The following is a 16,385-nucleotide window of genomic DNA, read 5'->3' on the forward strand; positions in this document are numbered from 1 at the left end:
GGCGGCGACCAGCGCAATACGGGTCATTTTCATCATCTTACTGTCCTTACATGCTGTGATAGGGAAAAGCAGGCGTATTGTTTTTCAAGAGCGGATGAAGATGTGTGAGTAATTATATAAACAATTTTGTATGTTTAGCGGGCAAAAAAATGCCCCCTGCGTTGAGGGGGCATGAGACCTGAATGTCGTCAGATAGATTGCGTAAACGTTCGCGAAATCACATCCTGCTGCTGCTCGCGCGTCAGCGCATTAAACCGCACCGCATAGCCCGAGACGCGGATGGTCAGGTTCGGGTAGTTCTCGGGATGCGCAATGGCATCGAGGAGCATCTCCCTGTTCATAACGTTAACGTTCAGGTGCTGCCCGCCCTCAATGGACGCTTCGTGATGGAAGTACCCGTCCAGCAGCCCCACCAGGTTGGTTTTGCGCACCAGCTCGTCCTTGCCCAGCGCCTGCGGCACGATGGAGAAGGTGTAGGAGATCCCGTCTTTCGCATAGGTGAACGGCAGCTTGGCCACCGACGTTAGCGAGGCCACGGCCCCTTTTCTGTCGCGGCCGTGCATCGGGTTCGCGCCAGGCGCAAACGGCGTGCCGCCGCGGCGTCCGTCCGGCGTGTTCCCGGTCTTCTGGCCGTACACCACGTTGGAGGTGATGGTCAGAATCGACTGGGTTGGCACCGCGTTGCGGTAGGTTGGCAGCGCCTGAATTTTCTTCATAAAGCGCTCCACCAGATCGCAGGCGATGCTGTCCACGCGGTCGTCGTTATTGCCGTACTGCGGATAGTCCCCTTCAATTACGAAATCGACCGCCAGACCGGTATGGTCGCGCACCGGCTTCACCGTGGCGTATTTAATGGCCGACAGGGAATCCGCCGCCACCGACAGCCCGGCAATGCCGCAGGCCATGGTGCGATAGACGTCGCGGTCGTGCAGCGCCATCAGCGAGGCTTCGTAGCTGTACTTATCATGCATGTAGTGAATGAGGTTCAGGGCGCTGATGTACTGCACCGCCAGCCAGTCCATAAAGTGGTCGAGGCTCGCCATCACGGTATTGTAATCCAGCACGTCGTCCAGCAGCGGCTCGGTTTTCGGGCCGACCTGAATCTTCAGCTTCTCGTCCACCCCGCCGTTGATCGCGTACAGCAGCGTTTTTGCGAGGTTGGCGCGCGCGCCAAAGAACTGCATCTGCTTGCCGATCACCATCGGGCTGACGCAGCAGGCAATGGCGTAGTCGTCGCTGTTGAAGTCCGCACGCATCAGATCGTCGTTCTCATACTGCAGCGAAGAGGTGACGATCGACACCTGCGCGGCGTATTTCTTGAACGCAATCGGCAGTTGTTCAGACCAGAGGATCGTCAGGTTCGGCTCCGGCGCAGGCCCCATGGTGTGCAGGGTATGCAGATAGCGGAAGCTGTTTTTAGTCACCAGCGTGCGGCCGTCCAGCCCCATGCCGCCAATCACTTCCGTCGCCCAGATCGGATCGCCGGAGAAGAGCGTGTCGAACTCCGGCGTGCGCAGGAAGCGCACCATGCGGATCTTCATAATGAAGTGGTCGATCAGCTCCTGCGCCTGGATTTCATTCAGGCGCCCCGCCTGCATGTCGCGTTCGATGTAGATATCAAGGAACGAGGCCGTGCGCCCCAGCGACATCGCCCCGCCGTTCTGGGATTTCACCGCTGCCAGGTAGGCAAAATAGACCCACTGCACCGCTTCCTGAGCGCTCATCGCCGGACGCGAGATATCAAAGCCATAGCTGGCCGCCATCTGCTGGATCTGCAGCAGCGCGCGCCTGTGCTCCGCCAGCTCTTCGCGCAGGCGGATCGTCGCCTCCAGATCTTCACCGCGCTCCAGCCTGCCCTGCAGATCGGCAAACTGCAGTTCGCGCTCGCGCACCAGATAAGCGATCCCGTATAGCGCCACGCGGCGATAGTCGCCGATGATGCGTCCGCGCCCGTAGCCGTCCGGCAAGCCGGTCAGCACGCCGGATTTACGGCAGCGCATCATCTCCGGCGAATAGACGTCAAACACCCCCTGGTTGTGGGTTTTGCGCAGGTCGGTAAACAGGTATTCGAACTGCGGATCCATCTCCCGGCCATAGGCTTCAAACGAGCTGCGGATCATGTTGATCCCGCCATACGGGTGCAGCGCACGCTTGAGCGGCTTATCGGTTTGCAGGCCGACGATCGTCTCCAGATCCTGGTCGATGTAGCCCGGCCCGTGGGCCGTAATGGTGGTGGCAATGTTGGTGTCAAAATCCACCGGGGCGTGGGTGGCATTCTCCTGGCGAATGCCGACCATTACCTTCTGCCACAGCGCCGTCGTTGCTGGCGTCGCCTGCGCGAGGAAAGCTTCATCGCCTTCATAAGGGGTGTAGTTATGCTGAATAAAATCGCGGACGTTGACGGCGTTTTTCCATTCTTCACCGCGAAACCCGGCCCATGCGTCGCTGTAGGGCGCGACGCCCGTATCGATAGTTACTTTCATGTGTTTCTCGCTTTATCAGGCGTAAGCCGCGGCCGGGATAACCTTCCCAAGACGGAGGGCGTCCAGCGCGATCATTTTTTCTTCGTTGGTAGGGACAACCGCGCAGGCCACGCGGGACGTTTCGGTGGAGATCACGCGCTCACCCGCGCTGCCCGGCAGGTCATTTTTGGCGTCGTCGAGAACGATGCCGAAGACTTTCAGATGGTCCGCCACCAGCGCGCGGACAAGCTTCGAGTTTTCGCCAATGCCGCCGGTAAAGACCACCCCATCCAGGCGGTGCAGCGACGCGGCGTGGCCGGCAATATGCCGCGCAATGCGGTGCACGAAGGTGTGTATTGCCAGCTGCGCCCGCTCGTTGCCTTCGTGCCAGGCTTTCTCCAGCGTACGTAAATCGGAGGAGATGCCGGAGATCCCAAGCAACCCGGACTCTTTATTGACCACGCGCTCCAGATCCTCGAACGACTGGCCGGTCTGCTGGGCAATCCACGCCATCGCGCCGAAGTCCACATCGCCGCAGCGCGTCCCCATTACCAGCCCTTCCAGCGGCGTCATCCCCATCGAGGTGTCGACGCTTTCGCCGTTGCGCACCGCGCAGATGGACGCCCCGTTGCCGAGATGGGCAATCACCAGGCCGCTGTCATCGGGGGACAGCCCGAGGAGCGTATGCGCCTGCGCGGCCACGTAGCGGTGAGAGGTCCCGTGGAAGCCGTAGCGGCGCACGCCCAGCTCTTCAAAATAGCGATACGGCAGGCCGTACAGATACGCCTTCGGCGGCAGCGTCTGGTGGAAGCTGGTATCAAATACCGCGACCTGCTGCACGCCCGGGAACAGGCGCTCTGCCGCTTCCACGCCGCTCAGGTTGGCGTAGTTATGCAGCGGTGCCAGCGGGGAGACCTGGCGGATCTGCGCGATCGCCTCTTCCGTAATCAGGGTCGACTCGCTGAAGAGATTTCCCCCGTGCGCAATGCGGTGGCCAATTAAGGCCACGCTGCTCATCAGGTTACGCTTCTCCAGCTCCAGGGCGATGGCAGCCAGCGCCCCTTCGTAGTCCTGGTGAGCCATTCTGGCTGGCTCACCCCCGTTCACGGAAATAAAGGCTTTTTCAGTGTTGATGCCGTCTGCAATGCCCGTGATCAGGGCATCGCAGCTGCTGGCGTCGAGCACCGAAAACTTAACAGAGGACGATCCGCAGTTAATAACCAGTACAACCGGAAACTCAATCATCATGTGACTCCGCTCTTCCTGAGCAATGGGTTAGAACAGTTTGTAAACGATATTCAGAATGGTCAGCAGGCCGACCGCGGTAACGAAGATGTTCTCGGTGCGCCCTTTGTACTTCGCCAGCGCCGGCGCTTTGCGGATGGCGTACATCGGCAGCAGGCACAGCAGAGAGGCGATGATTGGTGCGCCCATGGCTTCAATAAGATCCAGAATGTTCGGGTTGGCGTAGGCCACAACCCAGGTGGAGCCCATGATGAACACCATGCTGATGGTGTTCAGTTTGCCAACGGAGACTTTCTTCTTATCGCCCTTGTAGCCGAACTTGAGGATCAGGCCGTTCAGCCCTTCCAGCGTGCCCAGGTAGTGACCGAAGAAGGATTTGAAGATAGCCACCAGCGCGATGATGGAGGCACCGTATTCCAGCACCGTCGCGAACGTCGACTTGGTGCCGGACATTGACGCAAAATGGTTCGCCAGGTAAGAGAGCACCGGAATGTTCTGCGCCTTGGCGTCCGCCATGTTCTGCGGAGAGAGCGTAAACAGGCAGCTAAAGGCGAAGAACATCACCACGGCCACCATTAGCAGGCTGGCGCGACCGATGATTTTGGAACATTTCTGCTCGGTAAACTCTTTACCGAACTCAGGTTCGTACTCTTCGCGCTTGGAGACCACAAACGAGGAGACGATAGGCGAGAAGTTGAAGGAGAAGACCATGATGGAGATACCCAGCCACACCGTGACCAGAATGCCGTCATGACCGGTGAAGGCGATATCGCTCAGGTTGACCTGGTCAATCACCGCCGAGTTCCAGTAAGGGATCAGCGACAGGGAAATCAGCACCAGGCTGGCGATAAACGGGAACACCAGGAAGCTCATGACCTTCACCATCAGGTCTTTACCAAACCAGATAACAAAGGCCATCAGCAATAGCAGGAACAGCGCCACCACGCCGCGGTTCAGCGCAGGCAGCTGGAGCTGGTTTTCCCAGAAGGTCATAAAGGTGTTGGTAATGGTGACGCCGTAAATCCACAGCAGCGGGCAAATGGCGAAGAAGTAGAGAAAGGTGATCACCACCCCACCGGTTTTGCCAAAATGCTCTTCCACCGTTTCAGTGATGTTGCCGGAGACGTTGCTGCCGGAGAGGCACAAACGCGCCAGCGCGCGGTGGCAGTAAAACGCAATCGGGAACGCGAGAACCAGCATCAGCAGGATAGGGATCAATCCACCAAAGCCTGCGCGGATGGGGAAGAACAGCACGCCTGCGCCAATGGCGGTACCAAACAGGCCGAGCGTCCATGTGGTATCAGACTTACGCCAGGAGGACGTCTTTGTCTGGCCAACGATAATGCTTTCTGTGTTGCTCATAGGTCACCTTTATGCGTCAACGAAGCCGGTAATTTGGGAAACACGGGAGAGATCGATATTGCCGCCGGAAATAATGCAGACGGTTTTACGACCCTGAATATAGTGGTCAAGCTTGCCGCTTAATAACGCGGCACAGGCCAGCGCGCCGGCGCCTTCCGTCACCACTTTATTTCGCTGAATAAGCGCGATCATGCTGTCGCGAATGTTGTCTTCGCTGACCAGCACAATGTCATCAACCAGCTCGCGAACAATTTCGAACGGTAAATTACCGGGACGAGAAACATCGCAGCCGTCGGCCAGCGTGCCGGTAACGCGATGGCTCATTATTTCTCCGGCCTGATACGATGCCGCCATGCCGTGAACATTTTCTGACTGCACGCCGATGATATTAATGGTGGGGTTGATGGATTTAATTGCCGTCGCAATCCCGGCAATTAAACCGCCGCCGCCGATAGGCACAATAACGTTATCCACGTCGTATAAATCTTCGAGAATTTCCAGACCGATGGTGCCCTGCCCGGCAATCACTTTGGCGTCATCGTACGGCGGAATAAAAATACGCCCTTCCATCTCGACGATTTCGCTGACTTTGGCGATGGTGTCGTTGAAGTTCTCGCCGTGCAGCACCACTTCCGCCGAGTAGTCGCGCGTCGCGGCCACCTTAGACTTCGGCGCGCCCATCGGCATCACCACTTTACCGTCGATGCCAAGCATGGCGCAGGAGAGGGACACACCCTGCGCGTGGTTCCCCGCGGAGCAGGCGACAACGCCTTTGCGTTTTTCAGCGTCGGTCAGCGAGCTTAATTTGTTAAACGCGCCGCGGATCTTAAACGAGCCGGTACGTTGCATGTTCTCGAACTTCAGGAATATTTCGCCCTTACAGCGTTCGCTGAGATAATTCGAGCGAGGCATACCGGTTTTATATATTTTTCCTGCCAGTCGTTTTCTGGCGTCCTGAATATCTTCAATCGTTACCGGGAGATCGTAGGTAATATGCATAATATCCTCGTTATAATAATTCATTCTTTTCAGGCAAAGTCAGGGTATCAGAGCGCTACAGAGATAAGCTCTGGGTGTTTTTAAAATCAATACTCATTATTCATCGTCGTCTTTCGATATTCATCGACGAATACTGTTTTGCCAGCTCAACTAATACTGACGCCGATTTTTTAATCCTGTAATTTTTTGACCACACGGCGGCATAACGCGCCACGGGTAATTCATCTTCCACGGGCAGCACAATAAACTGGTCAGAACCGAACGGCGCAATCATATCGCGGGGAATGACCGTCAAATAATCGGCATTCAGGACAAGGTTATAAATGGTGACGACGGAATCGGTCTGGACAATGTTTTCGATGCTGATGTGGTTGTCTTGCAGAGTAGTCAGAAGTTCTTTGTAGTAGCCCATATCGGTTTGCGGCATCACCCACTGCTCGTGCGTGAGCGATGCCAGTGTCGTCGGGCCGGTGCACGTTCGCGTTTTGCTGGCGACCAGCACAAACTCGGACTCAAACAGCGGTTCGACGTGCAGATCCTGCAGCAGCATTTCATCGCTTAATGTGCCAATGGCGAAATCCAGACGGCCGTCGCGAATGGCCGGAAGGAAAGAGGAGAGCTGGGCTTCATACATCGAGACGCGTGCTTTCGGGAACACTTCCTTGAATTTTTTGATCATCTCGGACAGGAAGGTAAAGCCGATCAGCGACGGGTAGCCAAAGGAGACGTCCATAACGGTGCTGAAACTCAGGCTGTTAATCTCACTCACCATGTTTTTCATTTCGCGGGTGATCGACTCTGAGTATGAGAGCAGAACCTGGCCCGCGGCAGTGAGTTTTACTCCGGTGTTTTTACGCACCATCACTTCCACGCCGAAGTAGGACTCAATATCGCTGATGATTTTGCTGACGGCGGGTTGCGTCAGGCCAAGCTGTCTTGCTGCAGAACCTATGGAGCCACTTTTAATGACTTCCTGAAATACCACGAGGTGCTGTGTTTTCGGTAGAATAATAGTGTTCATAATATTCTGCGCTTATTTCCCTATGACGGAGCGGATTCTACCTAATAGTGTTTAAGGGGGTATGTGCTGTCACTCACAATTTGCTTTTCCGCATGCTTCAATGGAACAACAACAACCTAAAAACACCTTTATTATCAATAAAATGGATAATTTCAGATACACCATTACGCTGATATCGATCAATAAAATCAGTAGTAATAAATTTATTTTATGGCGATAACCTTGATAAATTTTTCTGCGTTAAAAAAATCAATAAAGACGATCTTTCAGGCAATTAAAGACCAATAAATAACCGCTATTGGTTTGAAACATTCTTTCATTTTATTAAATTTTTCCGATGCGAATTTTCAGGTTTGTGGAAAAGAGTGGAATGCGTCACATATTCACGGGGTAAATGTATTTGATTTCAATATATGCATATCAAACGAGAAAACATTCGCGATCATAAAAGCAACAAACATAACAAATTATCAATACTAAAAATCGTGTGTTTTTTAGCGTGAAATTTTGTGATGACGATCTTCTATAGATGCAGAAGCGATACTGAAGGGATAAAAACAGTGAAATGTGCTTAATGTCGCAAATATGAGAATTGATGTCGTTTGTCCGGCGCTGCGCTTACCCATCCAGCATCACCCGGAAAGCAAAAACCCCGCCGAGGCGGGGTTTTTTAAGAAGTTGAAGCTGACCGATAAGCCGGGTTCTGTCGTGGACAGTCATTCATCTAGGCCAGCAATCGCTCACTGGCTCAAGCAGCCTACCCGGGTTCAGTACGGGCCGTACCATGTGAACCCCTATTTGGCCTTGCTCCGGGTGGAGTTTACCGTGCCACGGACTGTTACCAGCCGCGCGGTGCGCTCTTACCGCACCCTTTCACCCTTACCTGATCCCGCTTGCGCGGGCCATCGGCGGTTTGCTCTCTGTTGCACTGGTCGTGGGTTTCCCCCCCAGGCGTTACCTGGCACCCTGCCCTATGGAGCCCGGACTTTCCTCCCCTCCGCCCGTCTCCCCCGAAAGGGACGACGACGAAGCGGCGACTGTCTGGTCAGCTTCGGCGCGCAGTATAGAGGGTTTGCGCGCCGCTGTCACCCTCAGGTGTGGGCAAGGCGGGATTAACGCGCCACTTCCACCTTCGCCAGTTTTTCGTAGTAGCACGCAATCGCGCTGTGGTCGGCCGTGCCCAGGCCATCGGCACGCAGCGCCTGCATCATCTCCATGACCGCCGCGGTCAGCGGCAGCTGCGCGCCTACGCCGTGAGAGGTATCCAGCGCGTTCGCCAGATCTTTGATATGCAGGTCGATGCGGAAACCGGGTTTGAAATTACGATCCATGACCATCGGCGCTTTGGCATCCAGCACGGTACTGCCCGCCAGACCGCCGCGAATGGCCTGATAGACCAGATCCGGATTGACGCCCGCTTTGGTTGCCAGCGTCAGCGCTTCGGACATGGCGGCAATGTTCAGCGCCACAATCACCTGGTTTGCCAGCTTGGTCACGTTACCCGCTCCGATGTCCCCGGTATGCACCACCGAGCCCGCCATCGCTTTCATCAGGTCGTAAAATCTATCGAAAACGGCTTTATCGCCGCCAACCATGACCGACAGCGTGCCGTCGATCGCTTTCGGCTCACCGCCGCTGACCGGCGCATCCAGCATATCGACACCCTTCGCTTTTAACGCCTCGCTGATTTCACGGCTTGCAAGCGGTGCGATAGAGCTCATATCGATCAGCACCAGGCCCGGCTTCGCGCCGTCGATAATGCCGTTTTCACCCAGCGCAACTTCTTTAACATGCGGGGAGTTGGGCAGCATGGTGATGATGACATCGCACTGCTCGGCAATGGCTTTAGCGGTGGTGGCCGTTTCAGCGCCCGCCGCCATTACCTCTGCCACGGCCTGCGGATTGTGATCGGATACCACCAGCGAGTAACCCGCTTTGATGAGGTTCTTACTCATTGGTTTACCCATGATGCCCAGGCCAATAAAACCCACTTTCAGCGTCATAATCTGTTTCCTCAATGATGGTTATTTTTTAAAAGCGTCGGCTAATTTCTGCGTGGCTGAGCGGAATACGCCGAGGTCGCTGCCAACGGCAACAAACGTGGCTCCCCACTCCAGATAGCGACGGGCGTCAGCCTCAACCGGCGCCAGAATGCCGCACGGTTTGCCGTGTGCTTTAGCGCGGGCAAAGATGTGCTGGATCGCGCGCTGCACGTCAGGGTGGCCGGCGTTACCCAGGTGGCCAAAGGCGGCCGCCAGATCGCTCGGGCCGACGAAGATACCGTCCACGCCGTTTGTGGCCGCAATCGCGTCAACGTTATCAACGCCCTGCTGGCTCTCGATCTGAACCAGAATGGTGATGTTGTTATTGGACTGCGCGAAGTAGTCCGGCACGGTGCCAAACATATTGGCGCGATGCGAAACGGAAACGCCGCGGATCCCTTCTGGCGGATAGCGCGTTGAGGCTACGGCCAGGGCCGCTTGTTCTTCCGTCTCCACAAACGGGATCAGGAAGTTGTAGAAACCGATATCCAGCAGGCGCTTGATAATCACCGGCTCGTTGGTGGGCACGCGCACTACCGGGGCGCTGGGGCTGCCTTTCAACGCCATCAGCTGCGGAATAAAGGTGCTGATATCGTTTGGCGCATGTTCGCCGTCCAGCACCAGCCAGTCGAACCCGGCCAGACCCAGCACTTCGGTGCTTATTGGGTTTGCCAGCGCGGACCAGCAGCCAATCTGAATCTGGTGCGCCGCGAGGGCCGCTTTAAATTTATTCGGGAAGATATCGTTATTCATCTTATTTACCTTTTTAATTCCGCAGCCTATATCAGCATCATTTTATTTATCCAGACACCGCGCCAGCATTATATTTATTATTCTGACGTATTTTGGCGTTATAAAATCGTCATTCAGTATAAAACGCAACCCACGACCGCACATTGTTTTAATGCTCAAGCATTGCGTAACATTTCAATGAATTTTTTTGCATATGCACAATGCGCTGGGCGCTAATGCACAGAATCAGGCATTACTGGCTCGGGAGCGATCGAGATCACATTTTCATATCCCCTATGCTGACATGCTTTATTTCTGAAAGCCGCGTATTTATTTCTACCCTTTGAAAATTGGCTGAATTTATTATCAGACACTTTGCTGGAGAATACTGAACAATGGCCGACATTGAAATTCGACAGGCATCGCCGACGGCGTTTTATATAAAAGTCCACGACACTGATAATGTGGCGATTATTGTCAACGACAATGGCTTAAAAGCGGGCACCCGCTTTCCGGACGGGCTGGAACTGATTGAGCATATTCCGCAGGGACATAAAGTCGCCCTGGTGGATATCCCTGCTAACAGCGAAATTGTACGTTACGGTGAAGTCATCGGCTATGCCGTTCGCTCTATACCGCAGGGCAGCTGGGTTGAGGAGTCGCTGGTGGCGCTGCCGGAAGCACCGCCGCTAAATACGCTTCCGCTGGCGACCCGCGTGCCGGAACCTCTTCCTCCTCTCGAAGGCTATACCTTCGAAGGCTACCGCAACGCGGACGGCAGCGTCGGCACCAAGAATCTGCTTGGCATTACCACCAGCGTGCACTGCGTGGCGGGCGTGGTGGACTACGTGGTGAAAATCATCGAACGCGATCTGCTGCCAAAATACCCGAACGTCGACGGCGTGGTTGGCCTGAACCACCTCTACGGCTGCGGCGTGGCGATTAACGCACCCGCTGCGGTAGTGCCTATCCGTACCATCCACAATATTGCCCTCAACCCGAACTTTGGCGGCGAGGTGATGGTCATCGGTCTGGGGTGTGAAAAATTGCAGCCAGAGCGCCTGCTGCAGGGCACCGAAGATGTCAAAGCCATTCCGGCAGACGAGGCCAGCATCGTGCGTCTGCAGGACGAGCGCCACGTGGGTTTCCGCTCAATGGTCGACGATATTCTGCAGGTGGCTGAACGCCATCTGGACAAGCTCAACAAGCGCCAGCGCGAAACCTGCCCGGCCTCTGATTTGGTAGTAGGCACCCAGTGCGGCGGCAGCGATGCTTTCTCCGGCGTGACGGCCAACCCGGCGGTGGGCTATGCGTCCGATCTGCTTGTTCGCTGCGGCGCCACGGTGATGTTTTCCGAGGTAACCGAAGTGCGTGATGCCATCCATCTGCTCACACCACGCGCCGTTAATGAAGAGGTCGGCAAGCGCCTGCTTGAGGAAATGGCCTGGTACGATAGCTATCTCGATATGGGCAAAACTGACCGCAGCGCCAATCCCTCACCGGGGAACAAAAAAGGCGGCCTGGCAAACGTGGTGGAAAAAGCCCTTGGATCGATTGCCAAATCCGGCCAGAGCGCAATTGTGGAAGTCCTCTCTCCGGGCCAGCGTCCGACGAAACGCGGCCTAATCTACGCGGCAACGCCGGCCAGCGATTTCGTTTGCGGCACGCAGCAGGTGGCATCCGGCATTACGGTACAGGTCTTTACCACCGGGCGCGGCACGCCGTACGGCCTGATGGCGGTGCCTGTGATCAAGATGGCGACCCGTACCGAGCTGGCGAACCGCTGGTATGACTTAATGGATATCAACGCGGGCACCATCGCCACCGGAGAAGAGAGCATTGAGGACGTGGGCTGGAAACTGTTCCACTTCATTCTGGATGTCGCCAGCGGGCGGAAGAAAACGTTCTCCGACCAGTGGGGACTGCATAACCAGCTGGCGGTGTTTAACCCGGCACCGGTGACGTGATTTCCCCTCACCCTACCCTCTCCCATAGGGGAGAGGGTAAAAAAACTTAAACCAACACCACCTCAATCCCGCTTTTCCGCAGCCCGTCCAGGCTCTCCGCCGGAATGCCTTCATCGACAATAATCATATCAATCCTTTGCGTATCAATGATTTTATGCAGGCTTGAGCGGTTAAATTTGCTGGAGTCCGTGACAACGATAATACGCTCCGCCACCTCGCACATTTTGCGGTTCAGGCGGGCTTCGTCTTCGTTATGCGTACTCACGCCGCGTTCGAGATCGATGGCGTCAACGCCGAGGAACAGCAGGTCAAAATGGTAATTCTGTAGCGACTGTTCTGCCTGGTCACCGTAGAAGGATTGCGACTGACGGCGCAAGTGCCCGCCGGTCATCAGCAATTCCACTCCTTCCGCTTCCAGCAACGCATTCGCCACGTTCATCCCGTTGGTCATCGCAATCACGTCCGTGTGCTGGCGCAGCATGCGGGCGATTTCAAACGTCGTGGTGCCGGAGTCCAGAATAATACGGTGCCCGGGTTTGACCAGCGCGGCAGCGGCCTGCGCGATACTGCGCTTCACCGCCGTATTCAGCGAGCTTTTATCCTCCACGGAAGGCTCAGCGCCCGGCGCATTGCCCTCGCAAATCAATGCCCCGCCGTAGGCGCGAACGGCGATGCCCTGCTTCTCCAGGAACGCCAGATCGTTGCGGATCGTCACCGTCGATACGCCGTACAGATGAGACAGATCGTTAACCTGCACGCTCCCCTGCGCCCGCAACCGCTGAATGATCTGCTCTCGCCTTTCACTGGTGCCGGTGATGCGCTTTTCCGCGGATGAATCGGTGCTGCTCATACGAGATCCTTAATAAATATTCTTTCGTTTCATTTCGTTTTGCCTATTAAGGCCTTTCTTTTTCGGGAATGCAAGTCCCGCCTTACGTACAGACGCAAGCCAACACTGCGCTGAAACCTTTCATTATGTTTCTTTTGTGAAACAGATCGGAAAACTATTATCTTTCGTTTTATTTTTATATCACCATGATGCAGGATTAAATGAAACAAAACGAAAGATAAATATCATGACCATCCGAAATGGAGAGGAAAGTGAAACATCTGACAGAAATGGTGGAACAACATAAACGAGGGAATTCAAACGGGATCTATGCCGTCTGTTCCGCACATCCGCTGGTACTTGAAGCAGCCATTCGTTACGCGCATTCGCGTCAGTCGCCGCTGCTGATCGAGGCCACCTCCAACCAGGTGGATCAGTTTGGCGGCTATACCGGCATGACGCCTGCGGATTTTCACGGGTTTGTCTGCCGGCTGGCCGAGTCGCTCGGTTTCCCGACGTCACAGCTGATCCTCGGCGGCGATCACCTGGGTCCTAACCGCTGGCAAAATCTCCCTGCAGAACAGGCGATGGCAAATGCCGACGATCTGATCAAAAGCTATGTTTCCGCCGGATTCAAAAAGATCCACCTCGACTGCAGCATGTCCTGCGATGACGACCCGGTTCCCCTGACCGACGCGATCGTCGCCGGTCGCGCCGCACGTCTGGCGAAGATTGCCGAAGCAACCTGTCGCGAGCAGTTTGGTGAATCCGATCTGGTCTACGTTATCGGTACGGAAGTGCCGGTTCCCGGTGGCGCGCACGAGACGCTCACCGAACTTGCCGTCACCACGCCGGACGCGGCCCGCGCCACGCTTGAAGCGCACCGCCACGTGTTAGAAAAGGAAGGCTTAAGCGACATCTGGCCGCGCATTATTGGCCTGGTGGTCCAGCCTGGCGTGGAGTTCGACCACGCGCACGTCTGCGACTATCAGCCGCAGAAAGCCGTTGCCCTGAGCAAAATGGTTGAAGCCTACGACACGCTGGTGTTTGAAGCGCACTCCACCGACTACCAGACGCCGCAGGCGCTGCGCCAGCTGGTTAACGATCACTTTGCCATTCTGAAAGTTGGCCCCGCCCTGACCTTCGCCCTGCGCGAGGCGCTGTTTTCGCTGGCCGCCATTGAAGAGGAGCTGCTGCCGGCAAAAGCCAGCTCCGGCCTGCGTCACGTGCTGGAAAACGTCATGCTCGACCGCCCGGAATACTGGCAAAGCCATTACCACGGTGACGGCAACGCGCGCCGCCTGGCGCGCGGCTACAGCTACTCTGACCGCGTGCGCTACTACTGGCCGGACAGCCAAATTGACGACGCCTTTGCACGGCTGGTGCGTAACCTGGCAGACGAGCCTGTTCCTCTGCCGCTGATCAGCCAGTACCTGCCGCTGCAGTACGGCAAAGTTCGCGAGGGCGCTCTCAAGTCAACGCCACGGGAACTCATCATCGACCACATTCAGGACATACTCCAGCAGTACCACGCCGCCTGCGAAGGCGTAACGACTCAAAACGCATAATTAAAAAAGAGGAAAACGCTATGCCAAACATTGTTTTATGCCGCATCGACGAACGCCTGATCCACGGTCAGGTGGGCGTGCAGTGGGTGGGGTTTGCGGGGGCAAACCTGGTGCTCGTCGCTAACGATGAGGTCGCTGAGGATCCGGTTCAACAGAACCTGATGGAAATGGTGCTCGCGGAAGGGATAGCCGTGCGCTTCTGGTCGCTGCAAAAGGTCATCGACAACATTCACCGCGCCGCTGACCGCCAGAAAATCCTGCTGGTCTGCAAATCACCCGCCGATTTTCTGAAGCTGGTCGAGGGCGGCGTGCCCATCACCCGTATCAACGTCGGAAACATGCACTACGCCAGTGGCAAACAACAAATTGCCAAAACGGTCTCTGTCGACGCGAACGATATTGACGCGTTCAACGGCCTGAAAGCGGCCGGTGTGGAATGCTTCGTTCAGGGCGTTCCAACAGAAACTGCTTTGGATCTCTTTAAACTGCTCTGAGGGATTCACAATGGAAATCAGTCTGTTGCAGGCGCTTGGGTTGGGCATACTCGCCTTTATCGCCGGTCTGGATATGTTTAACGGGTTAACGCACATGCACCGACCGGTGGTACTCGGGCCGCTGGTCGGCCTGATTCTGGGCGATCTGCACACCGGCATTTTGACCGGCGGCACGTTAGAGCTGGTCTGGATGGGGCTGGCCCCGCTCGCCGGCGCCCAGCCGCCTAACGTCATTATCGGCACCATCGTGGGGACCGCATTTGCCATCAGCACCGGCGTGAAGCCAGAAGTCGCGGTGGGCGTCGCCGTGCCGTTTGCCGTTGCGGTACAGATGGGGATTACGTTCCTCTTCTCGGTGATGTCCGGCGTGATGTCACGATGCGATCGCATGGCGGCCAATGCAGATACTCACGGTATTGAACGGGTTAACTATCTTGCGCTGCTGGCGCTCGGCATCTTCTATTTTCTGTGCGCGTTCCTGCCGATCTACTTCGGTGCGGAACATGCGAAAACCGCCATTGATGTGTTGCCGGCGCGGTTGATTGACGGCCTCGGCGTCGCGGGCGGCATCATGCCCGCCATCGGCTTTGCCGTGCTGCTGAAGATCATGATGAAAAACGTCTACATCCCTTACTTCATTATCGGTTTTGTCGCCGCCGCCTGGCTCAAGCTACCGGTGCTGGCGATTGCGGCGGCCGCGCTGGCCATGGCGCTGATCGACCTGATGCGTAAATCACCTGAACCGACGGCTCCCGCGGCCCAGAAAGAGGAATTCGAAGATGGCATCTAACCACACCACCCTGCCGGGCGTGTCTGAAAGCGAAGAGACGCTGCTGACCGGCGTGAATGAAAACGTCTACGAAGACCAGAACATCGGTGCCGAGCTGACGAAAAAGGATATTAACCGCGTGGCCTGGCGTTCCATGCTGCTGCAGGCCTCGTTTAACTACGAGCGTATGCAGGCCTCCGGCTGGCTGTACGGGCTGCTGCCCGCGTTGAAAAAGATCCACACCAACAAGCGGGACCTGGCGCGGGCGATGAAAGGGCATATGGGCTTCTTTAACACCCACCCGTTCCTGGTAACCTTTGTTATCGGCATCATTCTGGCGATGGAGCGATCCAAGCAGGATGTGAACAGCATCCAGAGCACCAAAATTGCCGTCGGCGCGCCGCTCGGCGGTATTGGCGACGCCATGTTCTGGCTAACCCTGCTGCCCATCTGCGGCGGTATTGGCGCCAGCCTGGCGCTGCAAGGGTCGATTCTGGGCGCGGTGGTCTTTATCGTACTGTTTAACGTGGTGCACCTTGGCCTGCGCTTTGGCCTGGCGCACTACGCTTACCGGATGGGCGTCGCGGCCATTCCGCTGATTAAAGCCAACACCAAAAAGGTCGGCCACGCGGCCTCTATCGTCGGGATGACGGTGATCGGCGCGCTGGTGGCAACCTACGTCCGCCTCAATACCACGCTCGAAATCAAGGCGGGTGATGCGGTCGTCAAACTGCAGGCCGACGTCATCGACAAGCTGATGCCCGCGTTCCTGCCGCTGGTCTACACCCTGACCATGTTCTGGCTGGTGCGCCGCGGCTGGAGCCCGCTGCGGCTGATCGGTATCACCGTGCTGCTGGGCGTTGTCGGTAAATTCTGTCACTTCCTGTAAAAGCAA

At 56.1% G+C, this 16,385-nt stretch carries 13 protein-coding genes and 1 other RNA gene; 5 read left to right on the forward strand and 9 right to left on the reverse strand.

The genetic code is table 11. The annotated features are described in order from the left end of the window. Nucleotides 1–188: 188 nt before the first annotated feature. From pflB to garL, 8 genes are all read right to left on the reverse strand, one after another. The gene (pflB, locus tag NUX24_RS11405) at nucleotides 189–2,483 is read right to left on the reverse strand and encodes a formate C-acetyltransferase (protein ID WP_257831604.1); all 2,295 of its coding nucleotides are present in this window, start codon (nucleotides 2,481–2,483) and stop codon (nucleotides 189–191) included. 15 nt (nucleotides 2,484–2,498) lie between these two features. Beyond that, complete coding sequence (tdcD, locus tag NUX24_RS11410; protein ID WP_257831737.1) at nucleotides 2,499–3,707, reverse strand: propionate kinase; 1,209 nt, start codon at nucleotides 3,705–3,707, stop codon at nucleotides 2,499–2,501. A 30-nt stretch (nucleotides 3,708–3,737) separates the two neighbouring features. After that, nucleotides 3,738–5,069, reverse strand: a complete 1,332-nt coding sequence (gene tdcC / locus NUX24_RS11415; RefSeq protein WP_023333551.1) for a threonine/serine transporter TdcC — start codon at nucleotides 5,067–5,069, stop codon at nucleotides 3,738–3,740. 9 nt (nucleotides 5,070–5,078) lie between these two features. Further along, entirely contained in the window at nucleotides 5,079–6,068 is a 990-nt protein-coding gene (gene tdcB, locus NUX24_RS11420) for a bifunctional threonine ammonia-lyase/L-serine ammonia-lyase TdcB (RefSeq protein ID WP_032640996.1), read from the reverse strand. A 100-nt stretch (nucleotides 6,069–6,168) separates the two neighbouring features. Then, on the reverse strand, nucleotides 6,169–7,089 hold the full coding sequence (gene tdcA, locus NUX24_RS11425; RefSeq protein ID WP_008501504.1) for a transcriptional regulator TdcA: 921 nt from the start codon (nucleotides 7,087–7,089) through the stop codon (nucleotides 6,169–6,171). 676 nt (nucleotides 7,090–7,765) lie between these two features. Further along, nucleotides 7,766–8,142, reverse strand: an RNA gene (gene rnpB, locus NUX24_RS11430) — RNase P RNA component class A. Between the two features lie 59 nt (nucleotides 8,143–8,201). After that, nucleotides 8,202–9,092: a 2-hydroxy-3-oxopropionate reductase gene (gene garR / locus NUX24_RS11435; protein WP_257831608.1), complete on the reverse strand. Its 891-nt coding sequence runs from the start codon at nucleotides 9,090–9,092 to the stop codon at nucleotides 8,202–8,204. Between the two features lie 21 nt (nucleotides 9,093–9,113). Continuing rightward, on the reverse strand, nucleotides 9,114–9,884 hold the full coding sequence (garL, locus tag NUX24_RS11440) for a 2-dehydro-3-deoxyglucarate aldolase (RefSeq protein WP_214576908.1): 771 nt from the start codon (nucleotides 9,882–9,884) through the stop codon (nucleotides 9,114–9,116). 374 nt (nucleotides 9,885–10,258) lie between these two features. Here garL and garD point away from each other — a divergent pair, with 374 nt between their 5' ends. Next, complete coding sequence (gene garD, locus NUX24_RS11445; RefSeq protein WP_045888054.1) at nucleotides 10,259–11,830, forward strand: galactarate dehydratase; 1,572 nt, start codon at nucleotides 10,259–10,261, stop codon at nucleotides 11,828–11,830. A 46-nt stretch (nucleotides 11,831–11,876) separates the two neighbouring features. Here garD and NUX24_RS11450 read toward each other — a convergent pair whose 3' ends face one another. After that, nucleotides 11,877–12,680, reverse strand: coding sequence for a DeoR family transcriptional regulator (locus tag NUX24_RS11450; RefSeq protein ID WP_214576906.1), 804 nt, complete (start codon nucleotides 12,678–12,680; stop codon nucleotides 11,877–11,879). Nucleotides 12,681–12,931: 251 nt separating this feature from the next. Between NUX24_RS11450 and kbaZ the strand changes: the two genes are divergently transcribed. The 4 genes from kbaZ to agaE are packed head-to-tail and all read left to right on the forward strand — an operon-like array spanning nucleotide 12,932 to nucleotide 16,379. Beyond that, complete coding sequence (kbaZ, locus tag NUX24_RS11455; protein ID WP_257831613.1) at nucleotides 12,932–14,227, forward strand: tagatose-bisphosphate aldolase subunit KbaZ; 1,296 nt, start codon at nucleotides 12,932–12,934, stop codon at nucleotides 14,225–14,227. Between the two features lie 20 nt (nucleotides 14,228–14,247). Beyond that, nucleotides 14,248–14,721, forward strand: a complete 474-nt coding sequence (gene agaV, locus NUX24_RS11460; protein ID WP_023309307.1) for a PTS N-acetylgalactosamine transporter subunit IIB — start codon at nucleotides 14,248–14,250, stop codon at nucleotides 14,719–14,721. A 10-nt stretch (nucleotides 14,722–14,731) separates the two neighbouring features. After that, the gene (gene agaW / locus NUX24_RS11465; RefSeq protein ID WP_024906387.1) at nucleotides 14,732–15,511 is read left to right on the forward strand and encodes a PTS N-acetylgalactosamine transporter subunit IIC; all 780 of its coding nucleotides are present in this window, start codon (nucleotides 14,732–14,734) and stop codon (nucleotides 15,509–15,511) included. Then, a complete protein-coding gene (gene agaE / locus NUX24_RS11470) occupies nucleotides 15,501–16,379 on the forward strand; it encodes a PTS N-acetylgalactosamine transporter subunit IID (RefSeq protein WP_045355422.1) in 879 nt (292 codons plus the stop codon). Before agaW ends, agaE begins: the two co-directional genes overlap by 11 nt. Nucleotides 16,380–16,385 lie beyond the last annotated feature (6 nt).

Source organism: Enterobacter sp. HG048, assembly GCF_024702055.1.
Taxonomy (GTDB): Bacteria; Pseudomonadota; Gammaproteobacteria; order Enterobacterales; family Enterobacteriaceae; genus Enterobacter; species Enterobacter dykesii.